This window comes from uncultured Streptococcus sp., from assembly GCF_963511325.1.
Classification (GTDB): Bacteria; Bacillota; Bacilli; order Lactobacillales; family Streptococcaceae; genus Streptococcus.
On the sequence record NZ_CAUPII010000013.1, the window covers coordinates 17123 to 42930 of the forward strand.

At 35.1% G+C, this 25808-nt stretch carries 22 protein-coding genes and 2 tRNA genes; 19 read left to right on the plus strand and 5 right to left on the minus strand.

What is annotated here, in order from left to right; genetic code table 11:
* Positions 1–35: 35 nt before the first annotated feature.
* From RQ973_RS05185 to RQ973_RS05205, 5 genes are all read left to right on the plus strand, one after another.
* A tRNA-Arg gene (locus RQ973_RS05185) sits at positions 36–109 on the plus strand.
* A gap of 164 nt (positions 110–273) precedes the next feature.
* Complete coding sequence (locus tag RQ973_RS05190; protein WP_080979250.1) at positions 274–408, plus strand: ComC/BlpC family leader-containing pheromone/bacteriocin; 135 nt, start codon at positions 274–276, stop codon at positions 406–408.
* Between the two features lie 22 nt (positions 409–430).
* On the plus strand, positions 431–1750 hold the full coding sequence (gene comD, locus RQ973_RS05195; RefSeq protein ID WP_311523035.1) for a competence system sensor histidine kinase ComD: 1320 nt from the start codon (positions 431–433) through the stop codon (positions 1748–1750).
* On the plus strand, positions 1747–2499 hold the full coding sequence (comE, locus tag RQ973_RS05200; RefSeq protein WP_311523036.1) for a competence system response regulator transcription factor ComE: 753 nt from the start codon (positions 1747–1749) through the stop codon (positions 2497–2499). Before comD ends, comE begins: the two co-directional genes overlap by 4 nt.
* 120 nt (positions 2500–2619) lie before the next feature.
* Positions 2620–2693: transfer RNA gene (locus RQ973_RS05205), tRNA-Asn, on the plus strand.
* Between the two features lie 211 nt (positions 2694–2904).
* On the opposite strand, the gene RQ973_RS05210 is transcribed toward RQ973_RS05205, so the two are convergent.
* On the minus strand, positions 2905–3447 hold the full coding sequence (locus tag RQ973_RS05210; RefSeq protein WP_311523037.1) for a TetR/AcrR family transcriptional regulator C-terminal domain-containing protein: 543 nt from the start codon (positions 3445–3447) through the stop codon (positions 2905–2907).
* Positions 3448–3576: 129 nt separating this feature from the next.
* Here RQ973_RS05210 and RQ973_RS05215 point away from each other — a divergent pair, with 129 nt between their 5' ends.
* Positions 3577–6231 carry a YhgE/Pip domain-containing protein gene (locus RQ973_RS05215; RefSeq protein WP_311523039.1) on the plus strand — a complete coding sequence of 885 codons (2655 nt, stop codon included), beginning with the start codon at positions 3577–3579 and terminating at the stop codon, positions 6229–6231.
* 31 nt (positions 6232–6262) lie between these two features.
* Here RQ973_RS05215 and RQ973_RS05220 read toward each other — a convergent pair whose 3' ends face one another.
* Together RQ973_RS05220 and RQ973_RS05225 are read right to left on the minus strand one after the other, a co-directional pair.
* Positions 6263–8812, minus strand: coding sequence for a YfhO family protein (locus RQ973_RS05220; RefSeq protein WP_311523040.1), 2550 nt, complete (start codon positions 8810–8812; stop codon positions 6263–6265).
* 61 nt (positions 8813–8873) lie between these two features.
* On the minus strand, positions 8874–10496 hold the full coding sequence (locus RQ973_RS05225) for an ATP-binding cassette domain-containing protein (protein WP_045762408.1): 1623 nt from the start codon (positions 10494–10496) through the stop codon (positions 8874–8876).
* A 206-nt stretch (positions 10497–10702) separates the two neighbouring features.
* On the opposite strand from RQ973_RS05225, the gene trpS reads away from it, so the two are divergent.
* The gene (gene trpS / locus RQ973_RS05230) at positions 10703–11728 is read left to right on the plus strand and encodes a tryptophan--tRNA ligase (RefSeq protein WP_311523043.1); all 1026 of its coding nucleotides are present in this window, start codon (positions 10703–10705) and stop codon (positions 11726–11728) included.
* 161 nt (positions 11729–11889) lie between these two features.
* Positions 11890–13368, plus strand: a complete 1479-nt coding sequence (gene guaB / locus RQ973_RS05235) for an IMP dehydrogenase (protein ID WP_075231088.1) — start codon at positions 11890–11892, stop codon at positions 13366–13368.
* Between the two features lie 53 nt (positions 13369–13421).
* Here the strand turns inward: guaB and recF are convergent, their stop codons facing one another.
* Complete coding sequence (recF, locus tag RQ973_RS05240; protein ID WP_311523044.1) at positions 13422–14513, minus strand: DNA replication/repair protein RecF; 1092 nt, start codon at positions 14511–14513, stop codon at positions 13422–13424.
* Between the two features lie 2 nt (positions 14514–14515).
* A complete protein-coding gene (gene yaaA, locus RQ973_RS05245) occupies positions 14516–14884 on the minus strand; it encodes a S4 domain-containing protein YaaA (protein WP_311523045.1) in 369 nt (122 codons plus the stop codon).
* Between the two features lie 161 nt (positions 14885–15045).
* Between yaaA and yfmF the strand changes: the two genes are divergently transcribed.
* The 11 genes from yfmF to RQ973_RS05300 all read left to right on the plus strand — a co-directional run bounded on the left by yfmF (position 15046) and on the right by RQ973_RS05300 (position 25487).
* On the plus strand, positions 15046–16296 hold the full coding sequence (yfmF, locus tag RQ973_RS05250; RefSeq protein ID WP_311523046.1) for an EF-P 5-aminopentanol modification-associated protein YfmF: 1251 nt from the start codon (positions 15046–15048) through the stop codon (positions 16294–16296).
* Positions 16293–17576, plus strand: coding sequence for an EF-P 5-aminopentanol modification-associated protein YfmH (yfmH, locus tag RQ973_RS05255; protein WP_311523048.1), 1284 nt, complete (start codon positions 16293–16295; stop codon positions 17574–17576). Before yfmF ends, yfmH begins: the two co-directional genes overlap by 4 nt.
* Positions 17577–17613: 37 nt before the next feature.
* The gene (rodZ, locus tag RQ973_RS05260; protein WP_311523049.1) at positions 17614–18438 is read left to right on the plus strand and encodes a cytoskeleton protein RodZ; all 825 of its coding nucleotides are present in this window, start codon (positions 17614–17616) and stop codon (positions 18436–18438) included.
* Positions 18439–18450: 12 nt separating this feature from the next.
* A complete protein-coding gene (gene pgsA, locus RQ973_RS05265; RefSeq protein WP_153224644.1) occupies positions 18451–18990 on the plus strand; it encodes a CDP-diacylglycerol--glycerol-3-phosphate 3-phosphatidyltransferase in 540 nt (179 codons plus the stop codon).
* A 2-nt stretch (positions 18991–18992) separates the two neighbouring features.
* Positions 18993–19820, plus strand: a complete 828-nt coding sequence (locus RQ973_RS05270) for an energy-coupling factor ABC transporter ATP-binding protein (protein WP_311523050.1) — start codon at positions 18993–18995, stop codon at positions 19818–19820.
* A complete protein-coding gene (locus RQ973_RS05275; protein WP_153224646.1) occupies positions 19805–20644 on the plus strand; it encodes an energy-coupling factor transporter ATPase in 840 nt (279 codons plus the stop codon). Before RQ973_RS05270 ends, RQ973_RS05275 begins: the two co-directional genes overlap by 16 nt.
* Positions 20637–21431, plus strand: a complete 795-nt coding sequence (locus tag RQ973_RS05280; RefSeq protein WP_153224647.1) for an energy-coupling factor transporter transmembrane protein EcfT — start codon at positions 20637–20639, stop codon at positions 21429–21431. Before RQ973_RS05275 ends, RQ973_RS05280 begins: the two co-directional genes overlap by 8 nt.
* Before the next feature lie 21 nt (positions 21432–21452).
* Entirely contained in the window at positions 21453–22274 is an 822-nt protein-coding gene (gene mreC / locus RQ973_RS05285; RefSeq protein WP_153224648.1) for a rod shape-determining protein MreC, read from the plus strand.
* Positions 22271–22765 (plus strand): rod shape-determining protein MreD, encoded by a 495-nt coding sequence (gene mreD / locus RQ973_RS05290; RefSeq protein ID WP_153224649.1) that lies wholly within the window; start codon positions 22271–22273, stop codon positions 22763–22765. The genes mreC and mreD overlap by 4 nt, the downstream gene beginning before the upstream one ends.
* 91 nt (positions 22766–22856) lie before the next feature.
* Entirely contained in the window at positions 22857–24074 is a 1218-nt protein-coding gene (pcsB, locus tag RQ973_RS05295) for a peptidoglycan hydrolase PcsB (RefSeq protein WP_311523054.1), read from the plus strand.
* 198 nt (positions 24075–24272) lie between these two features.
* Entirely contained in the window at positions 24273–25487 is a 1215-nt protein-coding gene (locus RQ973_RS05300; RefSeq protein ID WP_311523055.1) for an aminoacyltransferase, read from the plus strand.
* Positions 25488–25808: the final 321 nt, after the last annotated feature.

Genomic DNA, 25808 nt, shown 5'->3' on the forward strand with positions numbered 1-25808 from the left:
CTAAGCTAGCTTTTTTTGATAAGATAGACAGGTAAGGTCTCATAGCTCAGCTGGATAGAGCATTCGCCTTCTAAGCGAACGGTCGCAGGTTCGAATCCTGCTGGGATCAGTGTAAAATCATAAGCTGGGAAAAATCCCAGCTTTTTTTGTAAAAATTTGACATTTCAGAATAAAATTTGAGCATTTGAGAGATAATTCTCCATAGGTATCGTAGATTTTATATAATATTTTTGTAAGTTAATTTACAAGAAAAACATTATAGGAGTTTATATTATGAAAAAGAATACAGATTTTGCTCAAATGAAAGATTTCCAAGAATTGAATGAAAAAGAACTGCAGGAAATTAGAGGTGGGGAATGGAGACCTATGTATACAATAAATAATTTTCTTTTTTCAAAAAGTAAGTAAGTAAAAATAAAGGTGGGAAATAATGGATTTATTCGGATTAGTAATTGCTATTGTTTATGTTTTTATTATTAGTAAAATTCATGAATGGGTTTGTAAAGCAACTAGAAAAGACCAATATTTTTTTAGTCTTTATATCTTTCTACTACCATTAGTATTAGAAGTAACTCTCCATTTCTTGAACTTAGATAGTTTTGGTTTGTCTAAATTTTTATTTCCTTTCCTCCTATTTGGTTACTTTGTTGGATTTAAGAAGTATGAGAAATCTAAGGGAATTTTTATCAGTCTATTATTTTCTCTTTTATATAATAGTACTAATAACTTTTTATCAGTAACCTTATCATCTATTACAGGAGATGAGTTTGCATTGAAGTATAACAATTATTTTTCTCTATTTATCCTGATCTTAACTTATTTGGTTATTAAAGTTGTTGTTTCTTATTTCCATCTCGAATTTAAATATTTTGATAAAGACTATCTATATCCTTTTCTGAAAAAAGTGCTCTTTACATTTATTTTTCTACACGTTGTCTCTTTCACTTCAGATATTGTGAGTACGATTCGTCACTTAAATGGTTTTGGAAGTATTTTATCATCCATTATTTTTGTTGGCCTACTTTTGACTTTCTTTTCCATGAATTCTCACAAAGTTCAGATAGAAAAAGAGATTGAATTGGAACAAAAGAAGTTTGAGCAAAAACATTTACAAACTTACACGGATGAGATTGTTTCCTTATATAATGAGATTCGTGGTTTTCGTCATGACTATACAGGAATGCTTGTCAGCTTAAGAATGGCGATCGAAAGTAAAGATTTACAAGAAATTGACAGAGTTTACAGTGAAGTTCTTGTAAAGGCGAATCAAAAATTACGTTCAGACAAGTATACCTATTTCGATTTGAACAATATTGAGGATTCAGCTCTTCGTAGTTTGATTGCTCAATCTATTGTCAATGCGAAAACGAATGATGTAGAGTACACATTAGAGGTAAAAGATATTATCACACCTTTGTCTATGGAATTGTTAGATTTGGTGCGCGTGATGAGCGTTCTGCTCAATAATGCCGTTGAGGGGGCAGTTGAAAGCTATCAAAAACAACTAGAGGTAGCTATCATCAAATTGGATCTTGAAACCCTAGTTGTTATCCAAAACTCTTGTAAAAAAAGAAAGGTAAAATCCGAAGATTTATTTGAATTAGGATTTTCAACTAAAGGAAGACATAGAGGACTTGGACTTAATAATGTTAAAGAAATTTTAGGAAAATATGACAATGTTATTTTAGAAACAGAAATTGATAATGATGTATTTAAACAAGTGATTAGATTTAAGAGGGAACTGATATGAAAGTATTAATTTTAGAAGATATTATAGAACACCAAGTAAGGTTGGAAACAACTCTGAATAAAATTTCTAAGGAAACAAATATTCCTATCTCCTATAAAACAACAGGAAAAGTGAGAGAGTTTATGGAATATATAGAGCATGATGAAGTTAATCAGCTTTATTTTCTAGATATTGATATCAATGGGATTGAGAGAAAAGGATTTGAGGTTGCTCAATTTATTCGTCATCGCAATCCTTATGCCATTATTGTTTTTATTACAAGTCGATCTGAATTTGCTACCTTGACTTATAAATACAAAGTTTCAGCATTGGATTTCATTGATAAAGAAACCAGTGATCAAGTTTTTAAAAATAGAGTTGCCGACTGTGTGCTTTACACTAAGACTACTTTACTTGAAAACCAATCAGTCGTTGATTATTTTGATTATAGTTATAAAGGAAATGATCTTTGTATTCCTTATCATGATATTCTCTATATTGAGACAACTGGAACTTCTCATAAATTACGGATTGTAGGTAAGAATTTTGCCAAAGAATTCTATGGAACAATGACAGATATTCAAGAAAAGGATAAGGAAACCCAACGTTTTTATCTAGCTCACAAGTCATTTTTAGTCAATATTGGTAATGTGAGAGAAATTGATCGTAAAAAAATGGAAGTTGTATTTTATGAAGATCATCGTTGTCCTATCTCTCGCCTAAAAACTAAAAAATTGAGAGAACTAATGGCTAAAAACCAAAAAAAGTAATTGACAATTTTTGATAAATTGATATAATGGTTATATCTGCTACAGGTAGAGGATCCGTTGGTTAAGAAATCGTCTTTTCATAGCGGTAACACGGGTTCGAATTCCGTACGGACTATTTAATCCGCCATAGCTCAGTTGGTAGTAGCGCATGACTGTTAATCATGATGTCGTAGGTTCGAGTCCTACTGGCGGAGTCAGATGAAAGGAACACTAATTTGGTGTTCCTTTTTTTTGATTCTTTGTCCGATGTAATGAGGGGAGGCATATCTAAAATATTGAAAGAGAATGATTTGTGTCCGAAAATAAAACTAAGCAAAATTAGTATTAGTCTAATAAGAACAACAAAATAGGCTCCATAATATCCATAGGGGTTTGATTCCCTATAACTATTATAGAGCTTTTTTGTTAATTTGTATCTCCTAACATTTTCATTAAAAAGTCCGTGATTTCTTGTGGACTTTCTTTTTTTCCGTGGGCAATCCAGGTTTGACAGACTCCAAAGAGAGCATTTGTCAGGTAGATGCTACTGTATTCTAATTCTACTTCATTTAGTTTGAGTTGCATAAAACGTTTTTGAAGATCTGTACTTAGTAGGATGTGAAGCTTATTTCGCAGGAAATTTTGAATTTCCTTGGTTCCATTTTCAGATAAAAGAGCTGCTAGAAGCGGTTCTGATTCCAAGTATTCAAATACTTCTAGAATAGCATCTCGTTTGTGATTAGCATGTTTTTGAAAGATATATTCGAAGGTATGAAATAGTTTACTTTGGTAATGTTCAATCATATCGTATTTATCTTTGTAATGAGTATAGAAACTGGAGCGGCTAATTCCAGCTTTTTGCGCTAATTTAACAGTTGTAATCTGATCGAATGGTTGTTCCATCAATAATTCTACCATAGCATTTTCGATAATGCGCTTGGTTTTTAATCGTTTATTACTTTCTTGCATGTTCCCTCCAGATGAACAATTTTAGACAATGTGTTTAAAAATAGATTTTTTTATCTTGTCTTTTTAATTTTTTTATGTATAATCTATTATATCAGAAATTTAGACAAGTAGTTTAAAAAAGGAGACAATATGTTTAAAGAATGGAAAGCAATCTTTAAAAAACCGACATTTATTATTGTCATGATAGGAATTTCCTTAATTCCAGCTCTTTACAATATCATTTTCTTATCATCAATGTGGGATCCATACGGTAAACTTTCGGAGTTACCTGTAGCAATTGTTAATAAGGATCAAGCTGCTACTTATAACGATGAAAAACTCACTATTGGTGAAGACATGGTGTCTAATTTAAAAGATAGTGATAGTCTGGATTTTCATTTTGTAGATGAAGGTGAGGGAGAAAGAGGACTGCGGGATGGAGATTATTACATGGTTGTAACGTTGCCAAGTAATCTTTCTGAGAAAGCTTCTTCTATCCTTACAAATCATCCTGAACAGATGACGATTGACTATCAGACATCAAGTGGTCATAGTTTTATTGCAAGCAAGATGAGTGATTCTGCCATGACACAAATCAAACAGACTGTGGCTACTAATGTTACTCAATCTTATACCAAAGCTTTATTTGAGAAGATGGGTGATTTAAAACTTGGTTTATCTCAAGCGGCAAATGCAAGTTTACAGTTGGCTGATGGTTCTAATAAGCTTTCTGATGGTAGTCAAACCTTATCAACCAATCTTCAAACCCTAGCTCAATCAAGTCTCATATTTTCTAATGGTGCTGATCAATTATCTACAGGATTAGGAAGCTATACAGCTGGCGTAAATCAGTTAAATCTTGGTCTTGGTAATTTTAATACTGGTTTAAATCAATATACAGGCGCTATTTCACAAATCGATAATGGATTAAACCAACTGAACTCAAAGACACCAGCTCTGGTATCAGGATTGACTCAACTTGATGCAGGCACACAAGCCTATACAGGTGGTGTTTCTCAACTTAATTCAGGATTAAATCAATTTTCACTTGGTATTGATACTTATACAAATAGAGTTCAAAGTCTATCATCAGGTGCAAATCAGATTTCTAAACAATCAGAGACTCTACGTACAGGATTAACACAACTTAATCAAGGAATTCAAGAACTGTCTAGTCAATTAAGTTTATCAACTCAACAAAGAGCTCAGATTCATCAATTAGTTTCTGGCTTGGAGCAACTGAATCATGATATTCAAACGTCAGACACAGGAGAAATAACAGAGTTAACAAATCAGCTTTCTAGTAGTCTATCAACGATTGCAAATTCAGCACAAAGCATCGTTACTTCAAATCAATCTGAAAAAGAAACTACTTTATCAGCTATTCAATCTACGAGTGCTTATCAAAGCTTAACTCCTGACCAACAGGCAGAGATAACTTCTGTGGTTTCTAATCAATCATCTTCTACTAGTGAGTCAGCACGAACAATTTTAACTACAGTTCAAACGTTACAATCTTCTTTAGAGAATGTAAATAATCAAGCAAATAGCCTTAGTCGCTTAAAAACAAGTTCAGCGAAATTGTTGCCAACTACTACTGCTACCTTGACAAGTTTGTCAAGTGGATTAACACAGATTCAAACAGCAATTGATGGTCAGTTATTGCCAGCTAGTCAAACTCTTGCATCTGGTATCGACAACTATACTAAATCAGTAGACCAAGTAGCTTTAGGAGCAAGTCAGTTGAGTTCTAAAAATTCGAACTTGACAGGAAGTTTCAATAAGTTGCTACAAGGCTCTAATCAGTTGACAGAAAAATCTTCTACATTGACAGGTGCTACTGCTAAGTTAGCAGAGAAAGCACCAGAATTAGCAACAGGAATTGATAAACTTGCATCAGGTGTCAACCAAGTAAATAATAAAACATCAGATTTAACCGCTGGATTTAATCAAATACAAGCGGGTTCTCAACAATTAGCTGATAAATCAGACCAGCTAGTTTCTGGAGCAAATCAACTAGCTAATGGTTCTGAAAAAATAGCTAGTGGAGCAGATCAACTTGCTCAAGGATCTGAAATTTTACAATCAGGACTTGGAAAATTAAGTGATGGTTCAAGTCAGTTAAATCAAGGTTTGACAGAGGCTGAGGGGCAATTGCAACAGGCTTCAACTGAACCAACAAATGCAGACTTACTGGCTGATCCTTTAAGTCTTTCAAAAACTGATACGGACCAAGTAGCTGTTAATGGGATTGCCATGGCTCCGTATATGATATCAGTTGCTCTTTTTGTTGCTGCTATTTCAACTAATATGATTTTTGCTAAATTGCCTTCTGGGCGCCATCCAGAAAGTCGCTGGGCTTGGTTTAAGTCTCGCTTTGAAATTAACGGTATCATTGCTGGTTTGGCAGGAGTATTAGTTTATGGTGGGGTACATTTAATCGGACTGACTGCAGTTCACGAATTCAAAACCTTGGCTTTAATCATTTTAACCAGCCTTGCTTTTATGACGATGGTAACAGCATTGACAACCTGGAATTCTCGCCTAGGCGCTTTCTTCTCCTTAATTTTATTACTCCTTCAATTAGCTTCAAGTGCAGGAACTTATCCTTTAGCCTTGACGAATCAATTCTTTAAAACTATTAACCCATGGTTACCTATGAGTTATTCAGTTTCAGCTCTACGACAAACCATTTCTATGACAGGTAATATTCATAGTCAGATTATTTTCCTTATCTTTACAATAATGATTTTTGTTGCTTTAGGAATGCTTTCCTACCAACCTAAAAAAGTTGAAGAAGATTAAAAACTATCGACCAATTCGGTCGATAGTTTTTTTATCTAGAATATTTTTTTCTTTTAATATCATAAAAAATAAAAACAATAATGGCTATAAGAGAACAACTTGCACCAGCAACAAATCCTTTTGGAATAAAGGAAAGGGCAATGGTTCCTTCACCTTCAGGAACATCAATTTTCATAAATCCAGTTTGTGCCTGTTGAATTTGTAATTTTTTACCATTTTGGTAAGCAGACCAACCTTGATCGTATGGAATTGTGAAAAAGATCGATGTATCATTCTTTACCTTATAATTTACAGTGACTTTATTTTTATAAGAGCTCACCTCTACTGGATTTTCTTTTATTTTGCGTATAGCCTCCGTATATTTCTTAGTATCTAAGCGATAGAAAGTTGGAGATTCAAATGATACTTGAGCATTTCCTGGGAACTTAACCTGGATATCAAAAGTTTGTTTATGTTCTGCATATCCAAGATTGAAAAATGTAAAAGCATTATCTGTGGTAAAGGATTTTTTTTCACCATTGACAATGATGTCAACTTGCTTTTTCTTATCGTTTGAAAAATTTAGCTTGGTCATGGAAAGGTAAACCTGACTATTATCAGGTACTTCAATGCTGTAGCTGATAGTTGCATCTTCAGTATCAGTTCCGTTTAGATTGACAACGTTGTTATCAGAGTCTGTATAATGATTTATCGGATAAAAGTACTCTTCATTTAAGCCAGCAATTTGATTTAAAAATTGAGTTTGGTTATCAAGAGTATGGTCATTAAAAGTGACATCTTTGTAAAGAGACTGTGTAGCAAAAGCAATTGGGAGAGCGAATTGATTTTTATAAAGGGTTAGATTATCTTTTTGATAGCTTGGATGAAAACCATATTTATCTGGATAGGTTTCAGAAATATTGTAGCTGATTCCAAATAAACTATCTGCAATGATAGTATTATTTGCATAACGAAGATTAAGGTTGGTACCTGAAGATTTAAAACCCAACTTATCTAACGTTGTACTTGCAGAACGATTACGAACAGATGAAAATTGTGAGATGCCATTGTAGTTAAATTTCATGCTATCGTTTCCAGTTTGAGTTTGTAACTTTTCAGTTCGTGTAAATGTATCTGGTTGCTGTTTGGTATACTCCAAAATAGCTTCCATACTTGGAATATCTTTATCATAGGTACTACGAGAAGCAAATCCCCATTCTTTCGTAATTCCATTTAGTTGAGATGAAGCATTAAAACTAACTTCACTTACTGTAAAGATCAAAATAAGAATTGAAAAGATTTTTAGAGAAATCATTTTTCGGATAAGTGCTAATAACAATAGTAAGTATACCACTAAGAACTCAATCGTTAAGAGTATATTTAATTTAGTTAGAAATGAATAATGATTTTTAAAATAAATGGTTGCCAGATAGCCAAATAAAAGGAAGGTCATTGAGAATAAAATATTCCATAATTTAATATCCTTAAATCTATTTAAAACTTCTGCTGAAATATAAATCAAGAGAGTAGAGAAAATCCAAGCATAGCGATGAAGAAACATATTTGGTGCGTGCATTCCTTGCCAAAATAAATCTAAGGCTTCTAGATAAAAACTAGCAATGATGAGAATGAGTAGAGTTGCATAGCATAGTTTCACGTGAAACTTAATTGATTTTAATGTAAAGAATACAATTGTTAAGATAAAAGGAAGGAGGCCTACAAAAATCATTGGGATAGAACCATATTTAGTTGTATCGAAAGCACCAATAAATTGTTTAGCGAATAGATCTAGATACCAACTGGCATCTGTTTTTATTTTTGTAATAGCGGTTAGTTTTTCACCATGAGTTCTTAAATCAAACAAGGTTGGGAGTGTCATGATGAAACTTATTAAACCAGCGAGTAAGGATGTTAGGAAAAAATCAAGGAAAGAATACTTGCGACTTTTAAAATCCCAGGAAAGTTGGCAAAAATACCAAACTACCAAAAACAGGGCAGTCATATAACCAAAATAGTAGTTTTGGATAAATAAGATTGACAAGCTTGTAAAGTATAGAATACGTTTTTTTTCCGTTATGAGTAGATGTAAACCAGTTAAAATTAAGGGGATTAAAATAAAAACATCCAACCAGGTCTTAATCTCTACTTGACTAACTGTAAAGCTCATTAATGCATATGAGGTAGATAGAGCTAATCGAAGTAGGGCAGATATATTTTTGAATATTTTACTCAAGCTAAAAAAGGTTGACAGACCTATCAAGCCAAATTTCAACAAGGTTGACAAATAAACTGCATCTGGCATGCTTGATACATCAAAAAAATAAACAAGAGGAGATAGAAAACTACCAAGGTAATAACTGGACAAGGCATAAAAATTGAGACCTAGACCGCTGGTAAAAGTATAAAATAGGCTATCACTCCCATGTAAAATATTACGAAGATTTAGATCAAAAATAACATATTGATGAAATCCATCCCCCAATAAAGGTGAAGTATCACTATTCCAGTAGATACCTTGAGAAAGATAGACTCCGAATATAATTACTAGGGGAATAATGAAAGAAATAAGATAGGTCCAATAGTTTCTGAAAAATGTTTTCATGTTACCTCATAGAATGTTAGAAAACTCAGTTGGTTAATCCAACTGAGTTTTAAAGTATTATTTAGTCTTTCCAAAGTTCTTTGACTTTTGCTTGTACTTCAGCATTTTCTAAGAATTCATCATAGGTTTCATCGATACGGTCGATTACACCGTTTTTAGATAGGACAATAATGTGGTTAGCCAATGTTTGAATGAATTCATGGTCATGACTGGCGAAGATGATAGATTCTTTGAAGTTTTTCAATCCATCGTTCAAACTTGAAATAGATTCCAAATCTAAGTGATTAGTAGGATCGTCAAGTACTAGAACATTTGATTTCAAAAGCATGAGTTTTGATAGCATCACGCGCACTTTTTCTCCCCCTGACAAGACATTTACAGGTTTGTTAACCTCATCTCCAGAGAAGAGCATACGACCAAGGAAACCACGCAAGAAGGTATTATCATCTTCTTCTTTACTTGCAAATTGACGGAGCCAGTCAAGGATAGATTCACCCCCAGCAAAATCAGCTGAATTGTCTTTTGGCAAGTAAGAGCGACTAGTTGTAACTCCCCACTTGACAGTTCCCTCATAGTCAATATCACCCATAATAGCACGAATCAATGCAGTTGTTTGAATGTCGTTTTGACCGATTAGAGCTGTCTTGTCACCTGGACGCAAGATAAAGCTGATGTTGTCAAGAATAGTTTCGCCATCAATCTTGACAGATAGATTTTCTACTGTCAAGAGATCGTTTCCGATTTCACGTTCAGCTTTAAAGTTGATAAATGGATATTTACGACTAGATGGCACAATTTCTTCAAGTTCAATCTTATCAAGCATTTTCTTACGTGATGTTGCTTGTCTTGATTTAGAAGCATTAGCAGAAAAACGAGCAACGAATTCTTGGAGTTGCTTAATTTTTTCTTCTGCTTTAGCATTACGGTCTGCTAGCAATTTAGCAGCAAGCTCAGAAGATTCTTTCCAGAAGTCGTAGTTTCCGACATAGAGTTTGATTTTTCCAAAGTCAAGGTCGGCCATGTGAGTACATACTTTGTTCAAGAAGTGACGGTCATGGGATACGACAATAACAGTGTTATCAAAGTCAATCAAGAAATCTTCTAACCAAGTAATAGATTGGATATCAAGACCGTTGGTCGGCTCGTCTAGAAGAAGGACATCTGGTTTACCAAATAGAGCTTTAGCAAGGAGCACCTTCACTTTGTCACCATTTGCAAGTTCACTCATATTTTGGTAATGAAGATCTTCAGGGATATTCAAGTTTTGCAAGAGTTGTGAAGCTTCACTCTCAGCTTCCCAACCACCTAGTTCAGCAAATTCTCCTTCAAGCTCAGCTGCACGAACTCCATCTTCATCAGTAAAGTCTGCTTTCATATAGATAGCATCTTTTTCTTTCATGATGTTGTATAGTTTTTCATTACCCATGATAACAACATCAATAACACGTTCATCCTCATAGTCAAAGTGATTTTGACGAAGCACAGAAAGACGTTCATCAGGTCCAAGAGAAACATGACCAGTTGTAGGTTCAATATCCCCAGCTAAGATTTTTAAAAATGTTGATTTACCTGCACCGTTAGCACCAATTAAACCATATGTGTTTCCTTCTGTAAATTTGATGTTGACCTCATCAAAAAGTTTGCGATCACTAAAACGTAGTGAAACATCAGATACTGTTAGCAATTTTTTTCTCCTATTATATGTAATACTCTAATTCTACTAGAAAATCAGCAAATATTCAAATTTTTATCTGTCAATTATTTGTAAAGGATATTTACAGATGGTTTACAGTTAAGGAGTTGAAATCGTAATTATTTGATAAAAAAAATTACCTGTCTTTTTATCAAAAAAATGCTATAATTGAAAGGACTATATCAAAGGAGAATAAGATGAATAAACCCATTATTTTAACAGGAGATCGTCCAACGGGGAAATTACATATTGGGCACTACGTTGGTAGCTTAAAAAATCGTGTCTTATTACAGCAAGAAGATAAATATGACATGTTTGTTTTTTTGGCTGACCAGCAAGCTTTAACTGACCATGCAAAAGATCCACAAACTATTGTAGAGTCTATTGGGAATGTTGCTTTGGACTATCTTGCAGTGGGATTGGATCCTAACAAATCAACGATTTTCATTCAAAGCCAGATTCCAGAATTGGCAGAGCTTTCTATGTATTACATGAATCTAGTGTCTTTGGCTCGTCTGGAGCGTAATCCTACTGTAAAGACAGAAATTGCTCAGAAAGGATTTGGAGAAAGTATTCCAACTGGATTTTTAGTTTATCCAATTGCTCAAGCAGCAGATATCACAGCTTTTAAGGCTAACTATGTTCCTGTAGGTACAGACCAAAAACCGATGATTGAACAAACGCGTGAGATTGTGCGTTCATTCAACCATGCCTATAATTGTGATGTTTTAGTAGAACCGGAAGGAATTTATCCTGAAAATGAAGGAGCAGGTCGCTTACCTGGTCTTGATGGAAATGCCAAAATGTCTAAATCGCTTAATAATGGTATCTACTTGTCAGATGATGCAGATACTTTGCGTAAGAAAGTAATGAGTATGTATACAGATCCAGATCACATTCGTGTTGAGGATCCAGGTAAGATTGAAGGAAATATGGTTTTCCATTACTTAGACGTATTCGGACGTCCTGAAGATGCTCAAGAAATTGCTGACATGAAAGAGCATTATCAACGTGGAGGTCTAGGTGATGTTAAGACAAAACGGTATCTACTTGAAATCCTAGAACGTGAACTTGGTCCAATCCGTAAACGTCGCCTAGAATATGCTAAAGATATGGGTGAAGTTTATAATATGCTCCAAAAAGGTAGTGAACAAGCTCGAGAAGTTGCTGGCCAAACGCTATCAGAAGTAAAATCAGCAATGGGTCTAAATTACTTTCATTAATAGATAAAATACGAACTCTAAAACTATCTCTTCTTTAAAATTAAAGGGATAGTTTTTTACATTATCTATTATCAATATAATTGACAAATTTTCATAGAATGGTATGATAGATACAATACAAAAAGCGTCAAGCTCAAAAAGAAAGAAAAGAGGAAACTTCAATGTCTAATTGGGACACTAAATTTTTGAAAAAAGGTTTTACCTTTGATGATGTATTGCTTATTCCAGCAGAGAGCCATGTGTTGCCTAATGATGCGGATTTAACAACGAAATTGGCTGATAATCTGACTTTAAATATCCCAATTATTACAGCAGCCATGGATACTGTAACAGAAAGCCAAATGGCTATTGCTATTGCGCGTGCAGGTGGTCTTGGTGTTATCCATAAAAATATGTCTATTGAGCAGCAGGCAGATGAAGTTCGTAAGGTAAAACGTTCTGAAAATGGTGTTATCATTGATCCATTCTTCTTGACTCCAGAGCATACAATTGCAGAAGCAGATGAACTCATGGGACGTTACCGTATCAGTGGTGTTCCAGTGGTTGAAACTCTTGAAAATCGTAAATTGGTTGGTATTTTAACAAACCGAGACCTTCGTTTTATTTCAGATTACGATCAACCAATCTCAAATCATATGACCAGCGAGAATCTTGTTACTGCTCCTGTTGGAACAGATCTTGAAACAGCTGAGAGCATTCTTCAAGAACACCGTATTGAAAAACTTCCTTTGGTTGATGAAGCAGGTCGTCTTTCTGGCTTGATCACGATTAAAGATATTGAAAAAGTGATTGAGTTTCCAAATGCTGCAAAAGATGAATTTGGTCGTCTTCTAGTTGCAGGTGCGGTAGGGGTCACTTCTGATACATTTGAACGTGCTGAAGCCCTTTTTGAAGCAGGAGCAGATGCCATTGTCATCGATACAGCACACGGACACTCTGCAGGGGTTCTTCGTAAAATCGCTGAAATCCGTGCCCATTTCCCAGACCGTACACTGATTGCTGGAAATATTGCTACTGCTGAAGGAGCCCGTGCCCTTTATGATGCAGGAGTTGACGTTGTTAAAGTTGGTATTGGGCCAGGTTCAATCTGTACAACTCGTGTGATTGCTGGTGTAGGAGTTCCCCAGGTAACAGCAATTTACGATGCAGCAGCAGTTGCGCGTGAATATGGCAAAACAATCATTGCTGATGGTGGAATCAAGTATTCTGGAGATATTGTTAAAGCCCTTGCTGCTGGTGGAAATGCAGTAATGCTTGGATCAATGTTTGCAGGAACAGATGAAGCTCCAGGAGAAACTGAAATCTTCCAAGGACGTAAGTTCAAGACATACCGTGGTATGGGTTCAATCGCTGCTATGAAGAAGGGTTCAAGTGACCGTTACTTCCAAGGCTCAGTCAATGAAGCAAACAAACTTGTTCCAGAAGGAATTGAAGGACGAGTTGCATATAAAGGAGCAGCAGCTGATATCGTATTCCAAATGATTGGTGGTATCCGATCTGGTATGGGTTACTGTGGTGCAGCTAACCTTAAAGAATTGCATGACAATGCTCAATTTATCGAAATGTCTGGTGCTGGTCTAAAAGAAAGCCATCCACACGATGTGCAAATCACAAATGAAGCGCCAAACTATTCAATGTAATAAAAAATCTCCTATAAAACAGGAGATTTTTGTTGTTTACAATATTGTAAATCTTAGTTTACAGATAATTGACCATCTTTTACTGTAAATACACTGAGATTATCAGGTAAGTTTTGAAGATGCTCTAAACTAGTAGTTGTAATAAAAGTTTGAATGTTATGAGAAATAGTTTCCAACAATTTAAGTTGACGAGCATTGTCAAGTTCACTCATAACATCGTCAAGCAAAAGAATGGGAGATTCTTTGGTAATGCTCTCCATCAATTCGATTTCAGCAAGTTTTATAGAAAGCACTAAGCTACGATGTTGCCCTTGACTGCCGAAACTTGCTTCCATACCATTAATCATGAAAATCATATCATCCCGATGAGGACCAACTCCAGTATTCTTTTTAAATAAATCTCTTGATCGACTTTTTTGAAGTGCTGCATAAAAAGATTCTGCTAGGTGTTCCTTGTCAGTAAAGTTTACAGATGGTTGATAACAAATTGACAACTCTTCTAATTGGTCCGAAATATCAAAGTGTTTTTCACGACCAAAATATTCCATTTTTTTGATAAATTCTTCTCTGTGGACCATCACCCGACAACCATAGTCTACTAGCTGGTCATCTAGAACGGATAAAAATGTTTCGTCAATCTGATTCGCTGACTTTAAGTAGGTATTTCTTTGTTTGAGCACATGATTGTAGCTTGACAAATCTGACAAGTATATGGGTTTGATTTGTCCTAGTTCCATATCTATAAACTTACGTCGGATAGCAGGTGCTCCTTTGACAAGTTGTAAATCTTCGGGTGCAAATAGGATAACATTCATGTGTCCAATGTAGTCAGATAGTCGAGCTTGTTTTAAGTGATTAACTTTAGTAATTCGACCTTTTGGAGTCAAATCAATCTCAAGTGGAATAGTAGCTGTTCGTTTTTTAAGAATTCCAGAAACTTGAAGTTGTTCTTCTTCAAATTGAATTAAATTCTTGTCTGTCTTTGTACGATGACTTCTAGTTAAAGCTAAAAAGTAAATGCTTTCCAAAAGATTGGTTTTTCCTTGGGCATTTCGACCGACAAAAACATTTAATTTTGGATTGAATTCAATTTCTGTATCACGGTAGTTACGAAATTGTTTAATAGATAGGTTCTTCAGCCACATATTTACCTACCTGGGAAACGTGGTGCAGTTTTTGTTTTAGCTTTCGGGGTCTTTTTTGTTGGCTTTTTTTTGACCGTCTTATTCATTTCTTTGACAAGTTTAGCCACACGTTCTTTTTCAAGTTTTTCTTGGGCATATTCTTGCTGTTCTTCTAAGCTAGGTTGCGTCAGAATGATTTGGATTTTCAGGTCAGGAATGTCGATAGAGTCTCCGATTCTTACTTTTTTCCCACGACGATTTTCTAATTCCCCATTAAAGTAGACATGATGCTCAGCTAAAAAGGATTTAATAGCTCCGCCACTGTGTATAATACCAAGTTCTTTCAAGAGAGCTTGGAGAGTGATAAATTCTTCAAATAATTTGTATTCCATAGTTCACCTCAATCTTTGGTATTATACCATATTTTACCTTGAAATGGCAGAGGTAAATTCGTTAGAAATGAAAGCGATTTTAATTTTAAAAGGGGTAAAGAGAACAAGAAAATTTTCTCTTTTCATGGTATAATAGAACTCTATGTAGAAGGAGGTAAGAGATGGAGTTAGTACCTGGAATTGCAGTGCATTTTATACAATCAAAAAAATTTAAAACTAATAAAATTACTGTGCGTTTCACAGCTCCATTGTCTTTGGATTCAATTTCAAGTCGCATGTTAAGTGCCAGTATGCTTGAAACTGCCAACCAAAGTTATCCAACTGCTCAACTGTTTAGAAAACGTTTAGCAACCTTGTATGGAACTGATTTGTCAGCGCACGCTTATAGAAGAGGACAAAGTCATCTTGTGGATTTGAGTATCTCCTATGTGCGTGATGAATTTTTAAGTAAGAAAAATGTATTAACTTCTCAAATTTTAGAATTACTGCACCAGGTTCTGTTTACACCATTGTCGGATGAGGATGGATTTGAGAAAAATGCTTTTGACATCGAGAAAAAACAGATCTTATCAAGGCTGGAATCAGAATTAGAAGACCCATTCTTCTTTGCACATAAAGAGTTGGATCAATTGTTTTTCCAAGAAGAATCAATGCAGCTAGTTCCAAAAGATTTGATTTCTAGAATTTCAGAAGAGACTTCAAAAACATGTTTTTCAAGCTATCAAAAAATGCTAAAAGAAGACCAAATAGATATTTTCTTCTTAGGCGATTTTAATGAAATTGAAGTTTTAGAGTTTTTACATAAATTTCCTTTAACAGGTCGTAAATCAGTTGTAAACATTCAATATCAGCAACCCTATTCTAATATTCTTAGAGAAGGTATTGTTAGAAAGAGATTAGGACAGTCTGTTTTAGAGATGGGCTACCATAGTTCAGTGGCATATGGTGATGAAGAACAGATGGCAGTGCTTCTTGTCAATGGTCTTTTAGGAGCCTTTCCTCATTCGAAACTATTTACCCAAGTGCGAGAAAAAGAAGGACTGGCCTATACGGTATCAAGTCATTTGGATCTCTTTAGTGGATTTTTACGACTATTTGCTGGAATTGATCGGCAAAATCGAAACAAAGTAAGAAAATTGATGAATCATCAGTTGCTTGACATAAAAAATGGCAAGTTTACAGATAAGGAAATTGATCAGACCAAACAAATGATTCGTCGATCCTTACTACTTGCTCAGGATAATCAAGATTCTATCGTCGATAAATATTATCTGTCAACTTTTTTTGGGAAAGCGAATCTTGACACAAAAACTTTAATCGATAAGCTTGACCAAGTTGATAGAGAAGCAATTTGTGAAGCAGCAAACAGTTTTAAGTTGCAGGCTATTTATTTTATGGAAGGAGCAGAATGACCAGACCTACTTTTCAAAAGAAATATTATCCTGCTGTAAAAGAAACTTTGTATCAAACTAGATTAGAAAATGGTTTGACAGTTACTTTACTACCTAAAAAGGACTTTAACGAGGTTTATGGCGTTGTAAGTGTCCAAGTCGGTTCTGTTGACACAAGGTTTACAGTGGATGGTAAGGACTTACAACAATATCCACAAGGAATCGCTCATTTCTTAGAACATAAGCTTTTTGAAAGAGAAGATTCTGGAGATGTTATGGCAGCTTTTACAGAGTTGGGTGCTGAAAGTAATGCCTTTACGAGCTTTACGAACACTAGCTATCTTTTCTCGACTTCTGAAAATGTTCTAGAGTGTTTAGATTTGCTAGAAGAACTTGTCACTACTTTCAATATGACTGAAGAATCTGTGGAGCGCGAAAAGGATATCATTCAACAGGAAAGAGAGATGTATCAGGATGATCCGGATTCTTGTTTATTTTTCAATACTTTGGCAAATCTCTATCCAGAAAGTCCTTTAGCTTCAGATATTGTTGGTAGTGAAAACTCTATTGATGCTATTTTTTTGGAGGATTTAGAAGAGAACTTTAAAGAGTTTTACAGACCTGTCAATAGTAATATCTTTTTAGTGGGGAATTTTGATTTTGAACTGCTTGAAGATTATTTTGCTAAGAAATCTCATCCTCAAGAAAAAAAACATGAGTTTAAAAGAGAACGAATACCTTTACATCCTGTAAAGACTACTGAAAGTTTACGGATGGACGTGGCTTCTCCAAAATTAGCGATCGGTATTAGAGGAAATGAAGATATCGGAAATCGAGATCAGTATCGTTATCATCTTTTATTGAAATTGTTGTTTACAATGATGTTTGGTTGGACTTCACAAAGATTTCAAAAATTATATGAGACAGGTAAACTGGATGCTTCCCTGTCTCTAGAAATAGAAGTTGATCCTCGTTTCCATTTTGTGATATTAACAATGGATACAAAGGAACCTGTGGCACTTTCTCATCAATTTCGTAAAGCTATTCGCAATTTTATGAAAGATGAGGATGTAACTGAGGATCACTTGGATATTGTAAAAACTGAGATGTATGGAGAATTTCTTCATAGTATGGATTCCCTAGAATACATTGCCACTCAGTATCATCCAACCGATACAGGATCTACCCTGTTTGACCTTCCTAAACTTTTGCAGGAAATTACTTTAGAAGATGTTCTAGAGGCTGGACATGATTTGATAGATAATAGCGATATGGTTGATTGTACAATTTTCCTGATATAATCGCTAGAAAATACACTAGAAAGAAGGAATGTTAAGTATGAGAAAAAAAACAATTGGTGAGGTCTTACGTCTTGCAAGAATTAACCAAGGACTGAGCTTAGAGGAATTGCACAGAAAGACAGATATTCAGCTGGATTTGTTGGAGGCAATGGAGTCAGATGATTTTGACAAACTACCGAGTACTTTTTATGCTCGTTCATTTTTGAGAAAGTATGCTTGGGCTGTTGAATTAGATGAACATATTGTTCTAGATGCCTATGATTCGGGTAGTATGATTACTTATGAAGAGGTAGATGTTGATGAGATTGAGCTTTCAGGACGTAGACGTTCAAATCGCAAAAAGAATTCATTTCTCCCGCTTTTTTACTTTGTTCTTTTTTCTTTATCAATTTTAATTTTTGTAACCTACTATGTGTGGAATTATATTCAAACCCAACCAACTGCGTCTTCTGCGGCAACTTATAGTGTTGTGAGTTCAACAAGTAGCTCTAGTAGTGTAGCATCAAGTAGTAGTCAAGCTACTAGTTCATCAAGTTCGAGTGAGGCAACTACTTTGACTGTTTCAGGTCAGGGAGATACTTTGTCAGTGGAATATAAGACATCTAAAGATTCTGCGGATCTTCAATTATCTGTAACAGATACAACAAGCTGGATTAGTGTTTCGGATACGGATTTGGCTGGTGGAGTGACTCTCGAACCTAATAATAAAACAGCTAAAACAACGATTTCTAAAGGTTCTCCAGTAACTATCACATTAGGTGTTGTTAAAGGAGTGTCAGTGAAAATTGATAATAAGGAAATTGACACTTCAAAATTAACTGGTCAAACTGGTTGGATTACTCTAACATTAAGTTCAAACTAAAGGAAGGATAACATGAAAAAAGAGAATATTCCTAATATGCTTACGATTGGTAGAATTTTATTTATTCCGATTTTTATTATTCTTCTATCAGTTGGACCATCTCCTGTGTTACATAAAATAGCAGCAGTTATTTTTGCTATTGCCAGTATCACTGACTATCTAGATGGTTATTTAGCTAGAAAATGGCAAGTGGTTAGTAATTTCGGAAAGTTTGCAGATCCAATGGCTGATAAATTATTGGTCATGTCAGCCTTTATCATGTTGGTTGGTCTAAAGATGGCACCAGCTTGGGTGGTAGCAATAATTATTTGTCGTGAACTTGCTGTCACCGGTTTACGCTTGCTCTTAGTTGAAACAGGAGGTACTGTTCTAGCTGCTGCTATGCCTGGAAAAATCAAGACATTTAGTCAGATGTTTGCGATTATATTCTTGCTACTTCACTGGAATGTGCTTGGTCAGATAACTCTTTATATTGCCTTGTTCTTCACAGTTTATTCTGGTTATGATTATTTCAAGGGAAGCGCATATTTGTTTAAAGGAACCTTTCGTTAGATATGGAATCGATTATTGAGATAAAAGACCTGTCTTTTCGATATCAGGCAGATCAAGAACATTATGATGTTCATAACATTTCGTTTCACGTGAAACGTGGAGAATGGTTGTCAATCGTTGGTCATAATGGTAGTGGAAAATCAACGACAGTTCGCTTGATTGATGGTTTGCTCGAGGCTGAATCTGGAGAAATTTGGATAGACGGTGATTGCCTAACTCCAGAAAATGTCTGGGAAAAAAGACGTAAGATTGGTATGGTCTTTCAAAATCCTGATAACCAATTCGTAGGAGCAACTGTTGAAGACGACGTTGCTTTTGGACTGGAAAATCAAGGAATCCCACTTGAAGAGATGAAGAAACGTGTTTCTGAGGCTTTATCATTGGTTGGGATGGCTGAATTTGCTAAAAAGGAACCAGCTCGCTTGTCAGGAGGTCAGAAGCAGAGGGTAGCTATTGCAGGAGTTGTTGCTCTGCGACCAGATATTTTAATCTTGGATGAGGCTACAAGTATGTTGGACCCTGAGGGACGATTAGAATTGATTAAGATAGTCCAGAAAATTCGCCAAGACCACCAGATAACAGTTATCTCCATTACGCATGATTTAGATGAGGTTGCTATGAGTGACCGTGTTTTAGTAATGAAAAAAGGGAAAGTCGAGTCAACAAGCACTCCTAGAGAATTATTTTCTAGGTCAGATTTAGATCAAATTGGCTTAGATCAACCCTTTGTCAACCAATTAAAACAATCACTGCGTGATAATGGCTTAAAATTACCAGAGCACTATCTGACCGAGGAGGAGCTTGAGGAGGCTTTATGGGAATTATTCTAGACAATGTTAGTTATACGTATCAGGAAGGAACACCCTTTGCTTCAGCTGCCTTGTCAGATGTCAGTTTGTCAATAGAGGATGGCTCTTATACTGCGATTATTGGGCATACAGGAAGCGGAAAGTCTACAATCCTTCAACTCTTGAATGGTTTGTTGGTTCCTACAAAGGGAAGTGTTCGTGTCTTTGATACATTGATTACATCAACATCCGTCAATAAGCAAATTCGTCAAATTCGTAAACAAGTTGGGTTGGTATTTCAGTTTGCAGAGAATCAAATTTTTGAGGAGACTGTCTTAAAAGATGTGGCTTTTGGCCCTCAAAATTTTGGAGTTTCTGTAGAAGAGGCAGAAGCTATTGCGCGTGAAAAACTAGCTTTAGTAGGAATCGATGAATCACTCTTTGAACGAAGTCCATTTGAACTTTCAGGGGGACAAATGAGACGGGTTGCTATTGCTGGAATTTTGGCGATGGAGCCTAGCATTTTGGTCTTAGACGAGCCAACAGCTGGTTTAGATCCAATTGGTCGGAAAGAGTTGATGGCCTTGTTTAAAAAGCTTCATCAAGATGGCATAACAATTGTTCTAGTAACCCACCTTATGGATGATGTGGCCGAATTTGCTGACCAAGTTTATGTGATGGAAAAAGGGAAACTAGTTAAGGGTGGGAAGCCAAGTCTTGTCTTTCAAAATGTCGAATTTATGGAAAAAATCCAATTGGGTGTTCCTAAAATCACACGATTTGCTCAAAGGCTAGTTGACAGAGGAATTTCTTTCGAACAATTGCCGATAACGATAGAGGAGTTTAAGGAGTTTATCAATGGATAATATGATTTTAGGTCGATACATACCAGGAAATTCGATTATTCATCGTCTAGATCCTCGTAGTAAGTTAGTAGCAATGATTTTATTGATCATCATCACTTTTTGGGCCAATAATCCAATTACAAATCTCATACTCTTCATTGCAACAGGCATATTTGTCATTTTATCAGAAGTTCCCTTATCTTTTTTTATAAAAGGTTTGCGATCTATGTTTTTTCTGATTGCTTTTACAACCCTTTTTCAACTGTTCTTTATCTCTGGTGGTCAAGTCTTGTTCGAGATGGGATTTATAAAAATTACAAGCTATGGTATTGAGCAGGCAGGAATTATTTTTTGTCGTTTTGTGTTGATTATCTTTTTCTCAACCTTGCTTACTTTGACAACCATGCCATTGAGCTTGGCAACAGCGGTTGAATCCTTGCTTGGACCTTTAAAAAGATTTAAGGTTCCAGTTCATGAGATTGGGCTCATGTTGTCTATGAGTTTGCGATTTGTACCAACCTTGATGGATGATACGATTCGCATTATGAATGCTCAAAAGGCGCGTGGTGTAGATTTTGGAGAAGGAAATGTAATTCAAAAGGTTAAGGCTATGATTCCTATTTTGATTCCTTTGTTCGCTACCAGTTTGAAAAGAGCGGATTCTCTTGCTACAGCCATGGAAGCTAGGGGGTATCAAGGTGGGAATGGACGCAGTCAGTATCGACAGTTAAATTGGATGAACAGAGACAGTATAGCGCTATTATTTGTTTGTGTATTGGGTGCAATTCTATTTTTGCTAAAATCTTAGAATGTAATATAAGGTAGAGGTATGAACCGTTTTAAAAAATCAAAATATATCATTGTTCTATTTGTCGTTGTATTAGTAGTATCCGTTTTTTTAGTGACAACACAATCAAGTGCAGTTGTAACAAAAGCTGGAGATGGCATTTCATTAGTCGATAGAATAGTGCAAAAGCCTTTTCAATGGCTTTCTTCCGTAAAATCTGATTTAGGTCGTTTGACCAGAACCTATAACGAGAATGAAACTCTCAAAAAAGAACTCTATCAGATGAAGAAGGAAATGAATGAAGCAGACAGTCTGAAGGAAGAAAATGAGCAACTGCGTCAGTTATTGGATATGAAGTCAAAATTGAATGCAACCAAGTTAATTGCTTCTGACGTCATCATGAGAACTCCTGCAACCTGGAAACAAGAGTTGACAATTGATGCAGGTTCTCAACAAGGTGTGACCAGTAATATGCTTGTGATTGCTGGTGGAGGACTGATTGGAAGCGTGGGAAAGATTGAAGATAACTCTACTGTGGTCAACTTACTAACCAACGCAGAAAATACAGAGAAAATATCCGTTAAAATCCAACACGGTTCTACTAGTATATATGGTATTATCATTGGGTACGACAAAGAAAAAGACTTGCTTAAAATAAGCCAGTTAAATAGTAGTAGTGATATCAGTCAAGGAGACAAGGTAGTAACTGGTGGTCTTGGTAATTTTAATGCTACTGACATTCCAGTAGGTGAGGTCGAATCTGTGACGCATAGCAATGACTATCTGACAAGAGAAGTGTTAGTCAAACTTCAGTCTGATTCAATGAATACCAAAGTCGTAGAGTTAGTGGGGAACCCATCATGAGACTGTTGAAGCAGATAGGGATGTTTTTACTCTTGCCTATAGTTGTCTTAATAGACAGTCATTTAGGGCAATTTGTAAATAGTTTTTTTCCACATTTTCAAATTGTGAGTCATTTTATCTTCATCTTCTTGTTGTTTGAGACTATTGAAGTATCGGAGTATCTATTTTTAGTTTATTGCTTATTTATTGGTCTTATATACGATATTTATTTTTTCCATTTAGTAGGGATTGCTAGTCTTCTTTTTGTGATTATTGGTGCAATCATTTATAAAAATAATGCGATCATTTTATCAAATAGATGGACTAGACTATTAGCTATTTTAATGATGACTTTCTCTTTTGAGTTTGGTAGTTTTCTTCTAGCGCAAATGATTGGCCTAACTGCTGAAAGTATAACAGTCTTTATCGTTTATGGTCTAGTTCCATCAATGATATTAAACTGTCTATGGATGTTAGTTTTCCAGTTTATTTTTGAAAAAATATATCTATAAGAAAGAAACAAAACTGTAATAAAGGCGTAATATTTATTAGGCCTTTTTTTGATATACTAGTATTGTCTTAAAAGAAGGAGTATTCACACTTATGAAGAAAAAAATCCTAGCATCACTTTTGTTAAGTACAGTATTGGTCTCACAAGGAGCTGTTCTTTCAAGTGTTAAAGCAAATACAACAGATGAAAAGATTGCTGCTCAAGATAGTAAAATTAGTAACTTGACAGCTCAACAGAAAGAAGCTCAAAAACAAGTAGACGAAATTCAAACTAAAGTTTCAGCTATTCAATCAGAGCAAGAAAAATTGCAATCTGAAAACGAAAAACTTCAAGAAGAATCTAAAAAACTTGAAGGTGAAATCGCAGAGCTTTCAAAAAATATTGTAGCTCGTAATGCATCGCTTGAAAACCAAGCTCGTAGTGCACAAACGAACGGAACTGCTACAAGCTACATCAATACAATTATTAACTCTGACTCAATCACAGAAGCTATTTCTCGTGTAGCAGCTATGAGTGAAATCGTATCAGCAAACAATAAAATGTTGCAGCAACAAAAAGAAGATAAGAAAGCTATCTCTGAAAAACAAGTTGCAAACAACGAAGCAATCAATACAGTCATTGCTAACCAACAAACACTTGCTGACGATGCTCAAGTTTTGACAACAAAACAAGCAGAATTGAAAGTAGCTGAGTTAAATCTTGCAGCTGAAAAAGCTACAGCAGAAAATGAAAAAACTAGCTTGTTGGAGCAAAAAGCAGCAGCAGAGGCAGAAGCTAAAGCGGCAGCAGAGGCAGAAGCAGCTTATAAAGCTAGACAAGCAAGTCAACAACAATCAGTTGCAGCTTCAGCTAACACAACTTTTGCAGCACAAGTACAAGCAACTTCAAGTTCTTCGTCAGCTTCATCATCAGATGATGATTCAAGCTACACACCTGCAGCAACTACTGTAAGTCAACGACCAACTTATAGTTCAAACGCTTCAAGTTACCCTGTAGGTCAATGTACATGGGGTGCTAAGACCTTGGCACCTTGGGCTGGTGATTATTGGGGTAATGGTGGTCAGTGGGCTACTAGTGCAGCAGCAGCAGGCTTTCGTACAGGTTCTACACCACAAGTTGGTGCGATTGCTTGTTGGGATGATGGTGGATATGGACACGTAGCAGTTGTTACAGCTGTTGAATCAACAACGCGTATTCAAGTTTCAGAATGTAACTATGATGGTAGCGGAACTCAACCAATCGGAAATTATCGTGGATGGTTTAATCCTACAGCATCACGTGGTACAGTAAGATACATTTATCCAAACTAACATATTAATTATTATTAAATTTAGGGTGAGGTTTTATTAATCTCACCCTTTGTATAGTATTGATAAGAAATTTTCATCTAAATATTTTTATAATTAGAGAGTTAAATATGGATTGAAAATTATCAGATATGTAGCTAGAATAAATATGTTTATCAAACGAAATAAAAACTAGAGTTTAAGAGAGTTGGTACTGGAATTATGTTTACTTATAAAATGAATGTTGATGTCAAAGAGTGGGATTTGTTTTTAGAAAATCATCCTCAAGGAAATTTATTGCAGAGTAGTGATTGGTCTAAGATAAAGGATACTTGGGGGAACGAGAGAGTTGGCTTTTATAAAGAGAATCACCTAGTTGGAGTAGCGAACATCTTAATTCAGCCTCTTCCATTAGGATTTTCCATGTTCTATATTCCAAGAGGCCCAGTTATTAATTATGAAGATAAAGAACTTCTGAAATTTGTGCTTTTAACATTGAAAAAACTTGCTAAAAAAAGCCATGCAATAATGATCAAATTTGATCCAAGTCTGTTTATCAGTCGAAGTCTTATCGACCAAGAAACTATCCAAAATTCTAAAACTTTTGAAATTGTTGAGGAATTGCAAAGAAACAAAGTTCATTGGACAGGTTTGACAAAGGATATGGCAGAAAATATACAACCACGTTTTCAAGCTAATATTCATAAAGAAAATTTCTCGTTGGATCAACTATCCAAGTCTACTAGACAGGCAATCCGAACTGCAAGAAATAAAGGATTGGAAGTGAAATTTGGTGGACTCGATTTATTAGATGAATTTTCATTTTTAATGAAGAAAACAGAGTCTCGTAAGAATATCAGTTTACGAGGTAAAGATTATTATCAGAAGTTACTGAATACTTATCCTGATCACTCTTTTATCACACTGAGCTATTTAGATTTACCTAATAGACTGAAAGAAGTTGAGCAGCAACTCGAAAAGAATTTTAAAATAGCGCAGAAATTTACTGATAAAACGAAAGAAGGCAAAATAAAAGAGAATCAGCAAGAGAGAAAACGATTAGAGGAAGAAATTTCTTTTCTTAAGAGCCATATTGATAGAGGGGACAGTGTCGTTCCATTGTCTGGAACTTTAACCATCGAATTTGGGAAAACTTCTGAAAACTTATATGCTGGAATGAATGAGGAATTTAGACATTATCAACCTGCTATTCCAACATGGTTTGAGACTGCTCAACATTCATTTGAACGTGGAGCAGAGACTCATAATATGGGAGGAATTGAAAATAATTTAGAGGGTGGGTTATTTAATTTTAAATCTAAGTTTAATCCCACTATCGAGGAATTTGCTGGTGAGTTTAATTACCCAACTAGCTCATTGTATTTCTTGTTTAATATAGCCTATAAAATCCGTAAGAAACTTCGAAGTAGCAAGTAGAAAGTCAAAGACTTATTGGCAAGTTTAATCTTTAGTAATTGTTTTTTTGCTAACATTGAGTATAGAGATATGATACTTGCTATAAAAAATATAAAGTATATTCTTTCATATCAAAACATTTAAGTTATTAACTCGAAATATTTTGTATTTATCTGAGTCTCAACATAAGCGGTTATTGCACATTTAGCAGTAACAATTTATGTTGGGATATTTTTTTATTTAAAGTTAATAAATTTTTTTAAAATTTCTGTTGGGAAGTTAGGTTAGCTAAATTCGCAAACTAAGTTCCACCGCTATTAGAAGTGGAAGTTAATCTGATAA